Raw genomic sequence first — 7216 nt, 5'->3', positions numbered from 1 at the left:
GGCGCTCCTCGCTCAGGGACCGGGACCGCCGGCACAGTCGCGGGCACGCTCCTCGCACAGAGACCCACACCCGGTCGCTGAGCGAGCGCCAGCGAGACGAAGCGCGCATCACGGCGGCCGCCCTCGTCTCGTCGCTGGTGCTCCTCGCTCAGGGACCGGGACTCGCGACCCGGTCGCTGGCACGCTCCTCGCACTGAGACCTCGCCCCGGTCGCTGAGCGAGCGCCAGCGAGACGAAGCGCGCATCGCGGCAACCCGACCCTCGTCTCGTCGGCGCGTCAGACCACCGTCAGCGGCGCCACTTCGGGCAGCGACAGCGAGGTGCCGCCGGCGAACATCCGCCGTACCAGGGGCCGCATCGCGCGCGAGAACATCAGCCCGGTCAGCGCGCGCGACATCATCGCCGCGAACCGCGTCGCCGGCACCATGCGCTTGATGCCGCCTCCGGGGATCTCCTTGCCCTCTGCCGCGAACGGCGCGATGTCGGCGGAGTAGCGACGCAGCGCCGTCGCGGGGTCTGCCGGAGTCTCGGCCAGGCGGGCGGCGAGCAGGTAGGCACCGATCAGGGCGGTGGCCGTGCCCTGCCCGGTCATCGGCGAACCGCACGATGCAGCGTCGCCGAGCAGCACCACCCGGCCGTCCGCGACGTCCGGCACGTCGATCCGCACGAGCTCGTCGAAGTACAGATCGGATGCCTCGCCCAGCGCCGCCAGCACGGTCGGGGCGTGCCATCCGGCGCCGGCGAGGCGCTCGCGGATGAGCCCCTCCTGAGCCACGCGGTCGCCGCGCAGCCCCGCGTCGCGGTCCATGCGCAGGGTGAGGATCGCCTTGGACGTCGACGGGTCGCGGTCAGGGCGGATGCCGAACGTCGCCCCGGGCACGAACCGCAGGGCGAACCAGCCTTCTTCGAGATCAGCCGGTGTCGGCATCGTGAAGAACGCCGCGTAGCCGCCGAGGTAGGTGGCGAACTGCTCCTCCGGCCCGAACGCGAGGCGCCGGGTCGCGGAATGCACGCCGTCCGCGCCCACCACGACGTCGAAGCGGGCCGGACCGGCGTGCTCGAACTGGACGTCCACGCCGGTCGCATCCTGGGTGAGAGCGGTCAGCCGGTCGCCGTACCGCAGGTCCAGCCGCCCGGGCATGACCTCGTCCGCCTCGCGCAGCGCGTCGAGCAGCACCTGGGCCAGATCGCCGCGGGCGATCTCGATCTCGGCCACCGCTCCCTCACCGTCGAAGTCGGCCATCGACATGCGGCCGAAGACTTTGCCTTCGCCGTCGACGTAGGCCATCCCCTCCTCGTGCACGCGCAACCTGTCGATGCCCGGCAGGATGCCCATTCGCTCGGCCACTTCACGGCTCGCGCCGCGCAGGTCGACGGCCTGCCCGCCGGGACGCGGTGCTTCGGCGCGCTCGAGCACCGTGGTGCGGATGCCCGAGCGCACGAGCTGCAGGGCGAGGGCGAGGCCGGCGATGCCTCCACCCGAGACAAGGACGTGCGGCGTGCGGTCGAAGTCGTTCATGAGGGGATCCGTTCGTTAGACGTTTGTATGAGACATATGTCTAACAGGATCTTGCACGTTTGTCTAGTACGCCTGTCTTAGACGCTTGAGTACGATGGGCGCATGGGCAATCGCGAAGACCTGCTGGCCGGTGCACGACAGGTGATCCTGGAACGAGGGGTCGCCAAGGCGACCGCCCGTGACATCGCCTCGGCCGCGGGTGTGAGCCTCGCCGCGATCGGCTATCACTTCGGCTCGAAGGACGAGCTCGTCAGCGCCGCGCTCACCGAATCCCTGGGCAGCGGCATCGGCGATGCAATGGAGGCCGTCGTCGACGAGACGGCGTCACTCCCCCTCATCGAGGGATTCGCCACCCTGTTCGACCGCATGCCCGAGATCTTCGCGGCCAACCGGGAGGCCCTGTTCGCCAGCCTGGAGAACTCCGTCCGGGTCTCGCGGGATCGCGGGGCGAGTCAGGCGCTGGCGGATGCCACGGAGCAGGCGCACCTCGGCATCGTCGAGGTGCTGCGCACCGCGCGCCCCGACCTCGACGCGGCCGACCTCGATGCGATCGCCAAGCTCGAGTTCGTGCTCGTGCAGAGTCTCGGCCTGCTGTGGATCATCAGCCCCGACTCGCTGCCGACCGGCGATGAGCTCGCCCGCGCCGTCGCCGCCATCGCGGCCGACGGCGCTCCGGCCGCCTGACGCGGCATCCATCCCGCCCGCTGTCCCGCGCTCTTTCTGGCGACTCGCCAAGAACCGCGCGCGACGACCGGGGATTATGGCGACTCGCCAACAACCGCGCACGACGACCGGGGATTATGGCGACTCGCCAACAACCGCGCACGACGACCGGGGATTAGGGCGACTCGCCAACAACCGCGCACGACGACCGGGGATTAGGGCGACTCGCCAACAACCGCGCAGGACGACCGGGGTTTATGGCGAGCCAGCGGCGGGAGCGCAGGATCCAGCCGCGAAAGGTCGGTCCGAGGGAGCGTGCGAATCGCCAAGAAACGCACACGGCGGACTCAGATGATGGCGACTCGCCAGAACCCGCGGCGGGCGCGGTGGGCGCGGTGGGCGCGGTGGGCGCGGTGGGCAAGGGGCAACGGTGCGCAACGGCGCGGAAGGTCGGCACCGGAGGGCCGCGGCGGGCGAAGAGCTCGCCCGTCGAGCAGTGGGATGCGAAACGCCCCGACGCTCAAGGCGTCGGGGCGTTTCGGAAGGGGATGCCGGGGTCAGCGGCCGCTGCGGCGGTTGGTGCCGTTCGGGCGGACGACCGAGCCGACCATCAGCTTGCCGGTGCCGGTCGACGACGCGCGACGACCCTGCGTGCGGGGGTTGCCGGCCGGCTGTGCCGACCGGGTGTGACCGGCGCTCTGGTCGCTGCGCTGGTGCGCACCGCGGTCCTGCGCCGCGGCGGCATCGCGACCGCGCCCGGCGCCCTGGCCACGGCTCGTGCTCTGACCCGATCCGCCCTGACCGGAGCCACGGCGGCCACCGCCGGCACCGGAGCCGGAGCGACCCGAGCCCTCTGCGCCCTGACGACCGTCGCGCGCGGCGCGCTTGCGCTGCGCGTTCGCGCCCTGGCTGGTGCCGCGCGGCGTCTCGATGACCGGCATCGGCTTGACGTACGCGGCGACCTGGCCGACGAGCGCGGTGACCGCGGGCGAGGCATCCGTCACGGCGACAGGCTCGACTGAGATGGCGGCCTTGCGCAGCAGCTGCGAGACGTCGCGCTTCTGCTCCGGCAGAACCAGGGTGACGACGGCGCCTTCCGCACCCGCGCGGGCCGTGCGGCCCGAACGGTGCAGGTACGCCTTGTGCTCGGTCGGCGGGTCGACGTGGATGACGAGCTCGACGTCGTCGACGTGCACACCGCGGGCCGCGACATCCGTCGCCACCAGCACGCGGACGGAGCCCGACGAGAACGCCGCGAGGTTGCGGTCGCGCGCCGCCTGCGACAGGTTGCCGTGCAGGTCGACGGCCGGAATGCCCTGGCTTGTGAGGAGCTTCGCGAGCTTCTTGGCCTGGTGCTTGGTGCGCATGAACAGGATGCGCCGGCCGGTGCCCGATGCGAGCGCCTTGACGACGTCCTTCTTGGCGTCGGCGTCGGCGAGCGTGAAGACGTGGTGTGTCATCGCGGCGACCGGCGAATGCGCCTCGTCGACGGAGTGCAGCACCTCGTTCTGCAGGAAGCGGTTCACGAGCTTGTCGACCCCGTTGTCGAGGGTCGCGCTGAACAGCAGGCGCTGGCCACCGGCCGGCGTCGCGTTCAGGATGCGCGTGACGCCCGGCAGGAAGCCGAGGTCGGCCATGTGGTCGGCCTCGTCGATGACGGTGATCTCGACGGCGTCGAGGTGCACGTAGCCCTGCTTCATCAGGTCTTCGAGACGGCCGGGGCACGCCACGACGATGTCGACGCCGGCGTTGAGGGCGTTCACCTGACGGCTCTGGTTCACGCCGCCGAAGATCGTGGTGGTGGTGAGTCCGTACGCCTTGGCGAGCGGCGCGAGGACCGCGTCGATCTGCGTGGCGAGCTCGCGGGTCGGCGCGAGCACGAGCCCGAGGGGGCGACCCTTGCGGCGGTTGCCGCCGGCGAGCTTGCCGCCGAGGCGCGCGGCCATCGGGATCGAGAAGGCGAGGGTCTTGCCCGAGCCGGTCTTGCCGCGGCCGAGCACGTCGCGCCCGGCGAGCGTGTCGGGGAGCGTGTCGACCTGGATCGGGAACGCGGTGGTCTTGCCGTCCGCGGCGAGCGCGTCGACGAGGGGCTGCGGCACGCCGAGCGCGCCGAAAGTGGTTTCGGTCATGAGTGGGATTTCTCCGGGCACAACGGTGCCCTGTCGGTGGCCGGGGCGTATTTCGCCCACGGGTCGCCGTACGAAAGTCATCACCGGCATCGCGCGGCTGAACCGGGCGGCGGCGGGAGGGGAAGCGTTCTACGACGCAAGAAGCGCAGGGAAGCGCTGCAAGATGATCCACCTTAGCAGGCGCCGCCTGAGCGTTCTCCGCAGCGGCTCAGCGGGTTTCGTCTCGGTCGCTGGCGCGCCCTCGCTCAACGACCGGGATCTGGCGCGTTCACCGAGCTCGATCGTCGAGTGGACGGAGGAACCAACGAGAGGGCGCCGCACGCCCTCGCCCGGTCGTTGAGCGAGCGAGGAACGAGCGAGACGCAATGCCCCGGACCCGGCGCACACGAGCGGCTCAGCGCGTTTCGTCTCGGTCGCTGGCGCTCCCTCGCTCAACGACCGGGATCTGGGACTTTCGTCCCGCCTCAGGGATGACGGGCGCGGCGCGGCGAGCGGTATGCGCGGCGGGGACCGCTGACGTCAGGGCCCGCGTCATCCGGCTTGGGCTCGGACATTTCCTCCGAGGACTCGCTCTGCGAGGCTTCCCCACCGTCAGGCTCGGACACCGCAGGCGCCTCGGCTTCATCCGGATGCTCGAGCGACCCGGACGCCTCGTCCTCACGTACCCCCTCGAGCGACGCGGATGCCTCGTCCTCACGTACCCCCTCGGCCGACGCAGATGCCTCGTCCTCACGTACCCCCTCGTGCGACACGGACGCCTCGTCCTCACGTACCCCCTCGTGCGACGCGGACGCCTCGTCCTCACGTACCCCCTCGTCCGACCCGGACGCCTCGTCCGACTCGCCGTCCTCGTGCGACGCGGATGCCTCGTCCGACTCGCCCTCCGGCACGACGGCGTTGTCGGCGCTTTCGCCCGGGTGGGAATCCACGTCCGCCACGGCGTCCTCGGCGCTTTCGCCAGGGTGCGAGTCCACGTCCGCCGCGGCGTCCTCGTCCCCGACGCTCGGGCTGGACTCGTCAGAGACAACGGCGTCGCCCTGGGCGCTCGCGGCGGCGAAGCGATCCGTGGCGGCGCGGAGCGCGGCGGCGATGCCCGGCTCGGACGCCGCGTGCGCGGCATCCGGAATCATCGTGAAGTCGGCCTCCGGCCACGCGCGGTGCAGGTCCCAGGCCGTCATGGCGGGCGTGCACACGTCGTACCGTCCCTGCACGATGACGGCGGGGATGTGACGGATGCGGTCGACCCCCGCGATCAGCTGATCCGGCGTGAACCAGCCGCCGTGCAGGAAGTAGTGGTTCTCGATGCGGGCGAACGCCACGGCGACGTGCGGCTCGGACATCGCCTCGACCAGCTCGTCGTCGGGCAGCAGCGTCAGATTCTTCGCCTCCCAGCGCGACCACGCGACGGCCGCCGGCACGTGCACGGCGGGGTCGGGGTCGGCGAGACGCCGGTGGTACGCCTGCATGAGCTGCGAGCGCTCGAGGATCGGGATGGGCGCGATGAACTCTTCCCACAGATCCGGGACGATGGATGCCGCACCGCCCTCGTAGAACCACTCCAGCTCGTGGCGGCGCAGGGTGAACACGCCGCGCAGCACGATCTCGGTGACCACCTGGGGGTGCGCTTCGGCGTAGGCGAGAGCCAGGGCGCTGCCCCACGATCCGCCGAACACCTGCCAGCGGTCGATGCCGAGATTCTTGCGCAGCAGCTCGATGTCGGCGACGAGGTGCCACGTGGTGTTGTGGCGGAGGTCGGCGTGCGGGTCGCTCGCGTGCGGTGTCGAGCGGCCGCAGCCGCGCTGGTCGAGCAGGATGATGCGATATCGCTCCGGGTCGAAGAAGCGGCGGTGCCACGGCGACGTGCCGGCACCGGGGCCGCCGTGCAGGAACACGACCGGCTTACCCTCGGGGTTGCCGCTCTGCTCATACGCGATGCGGTGACCCTCGCCGGCGATGAGCATGCCGGTGTCGTATGGCGCGAGAGGCGGGTAGAGGATGTCGTCCAGGTGCTCGTTCATAGGCTTCCCCCCGGAACGCCGAACGTGTCGCAGGCGGACACGCCGCCCTGATACCCCGCATCGAACCAGCCCTGCCGCTGTTCGCTCGAGCCGTGCGTCCAGGATTCGGGATTCACGAAGCCCCCCGATTCCTCCTGGATGTGGTCGTCGCCGACGGCGCCGGCCGCGTTGATCGCATCGGCGATCTGCTGCGGCGTGGGCTCCTGCAGATACGGCACGCCGTTCTCGTCGACCTGGTCGGTCATGTCGCGCACCCATGCGCCGGCGAAGCAGTCGGCCTGCAGCTCGGTGCGCACGCCGTTGCTCTCGGGGCCGGTGCCGTTGTTCGGGTGCTGGTCCATGATGCCGGCGAGGTTCTGCACGTGGTGGCCGTACTCGTGCGCGAGCACGTAGAGCTGAGCGAGGTCGCCCGCCGACGCATCGAACTGCTGGCGCAGCAGACCGAAGAATGTCGGGTCGATGTAGACGGTCTCTTCGGGCGGGCAGTAGAACGGGCCCGTCTGATTGGATGCCGTGCCGCACGCCGTCGGAGTCTGCCCGTCGACGATCACGAGCTGAGGCGCGCGGTATCCCTGCATCTGCGACGTCCAGAACTCGTCGAGCACCACGCTGCCGGCAGCGAGCCGGCAGTCGTCGTTGCGGTTCGCATCGGCGCCCGTCTCGCACTGCGCGATCTCGGACTCCTCGCCCGTCCCGGTCTGCGGCGTGGTGGGGATGATGCTCGACAGATCCTGTCCGGTGAACAACTGGAACAGGAGCACGGCGATCGCGCCGATGCCGGCGATACCGCCGCCTGCCACCGCCACGCCCCGCCCTCGACGCCGCGCCGTGTTCCCCCCGACGTTGGCGTTCTCATTGAACGTCATGCCTGTCACGGTACCGCCATC

Annotated in this window: 5 protein-coding genes and 1 pseudogene; 2 read left to right on the top strand and 4 right to left on the bottom strand. The window is 70.9% G+C overall.

The window, feature by feature from the left end; translation table 11 throughout:
• Positions 1-197, top strand: a 197-nt coding sequence (locus NCG93_RS00240; protein WP_252787388.1) for a hypothetical protein, incomplete at its 5' end; no start/stop codon positions are given.
• 80 nt (positions 198-277) lie between these two features.
• On the opposite strand, the gene NCG93_RS00235 is transcribed toward NCG93_RS00240, so the two are convergent.
• Entirely contained in the window at positions 278-1519 is a 1242-nt protein-coding gene (locus tag NCG93_RS00235; protein ID WP_194411986.1) for an FAD-dependent monooxygenase, read from the bottom strand.
• Positions 1520-1621: 102 nt separating this feature from the next.
• Here NCG93_RS00235 and NCG93_RS00230 point away from each other — a divergent pair, with 102 nt between their 5' ends.
• Positions 1622-2203 (top strand): TetR/AcrR family transcriptional regulator, encoded by a 582-nt coding sequence (locus NCG93_RS00230; RefSeq protein WP_194411987.1) that lies wholly within the window; start codon positions 1622-1624, stop codon positions 2201-2203.
• Between the two features lie 536 nt (positions 2204-2739).
• Here the strand turns inward: NCG93_RS00230 and NCG93_RS00225 are convergent.
• The 3 genes and pseudogenes from NCG93_RS00225 to ypfJ all read right to left on the bottom strand — a co-directional run bounded on the left by NCG93_RS00225 (position 2740) and on the right by ypfJ (position 7195).
• On the bottom strand, positions 2740-4311 hold the full coding sequence (locus tag NCG93_RS00225) for a DEAD/DEAH box helicase (RefSeq protein WP_194411988.1): 1572 nt from the start codon (positions 4309-4311) through the stop codon (positions 2740-2742).
• 1052 nt (positions 4312-5363) lie between these two features.
• A pseudogene (gene pip, locus NCG93_RS00220) lies at positions 5364-6329 on the bottom strand (prolyl aminopeptidase); the annotation flags it as partial.
• Positions 6326-7195, bottom strand: coding sequence for a KPN_02809 family neutral zinc metallopeptidase (gene ypfJ, locus NCG93_RS00215; RefSeq protein ID WP_194411989.1), 870 nt, complete (start codon positions 7193-7195; stop codon positions 6326-6328). The gene ypfJ and the pseudogene pip, both read right to left, overlap by 4 nt.
• Between the last annotated feature and the right edge of the window lie 21 nt (positions 7196-7216).

Origin of the sequence: Microbacterium yannicii (assembly GCF_024055635.1) — a bacterium.
In the GTDB taxonomy this organism is placed as follows: Bacteria; Actinomycetota; Actinomycetes; order Actinomycetales; family Microbacteriaceae; genus Microbacterium; species Microbacterium yannicii.
Note: the sequence above shows the minus strand (reverse complement) of the source record. Positions and strands in the feature narration are given on the sequence as shown.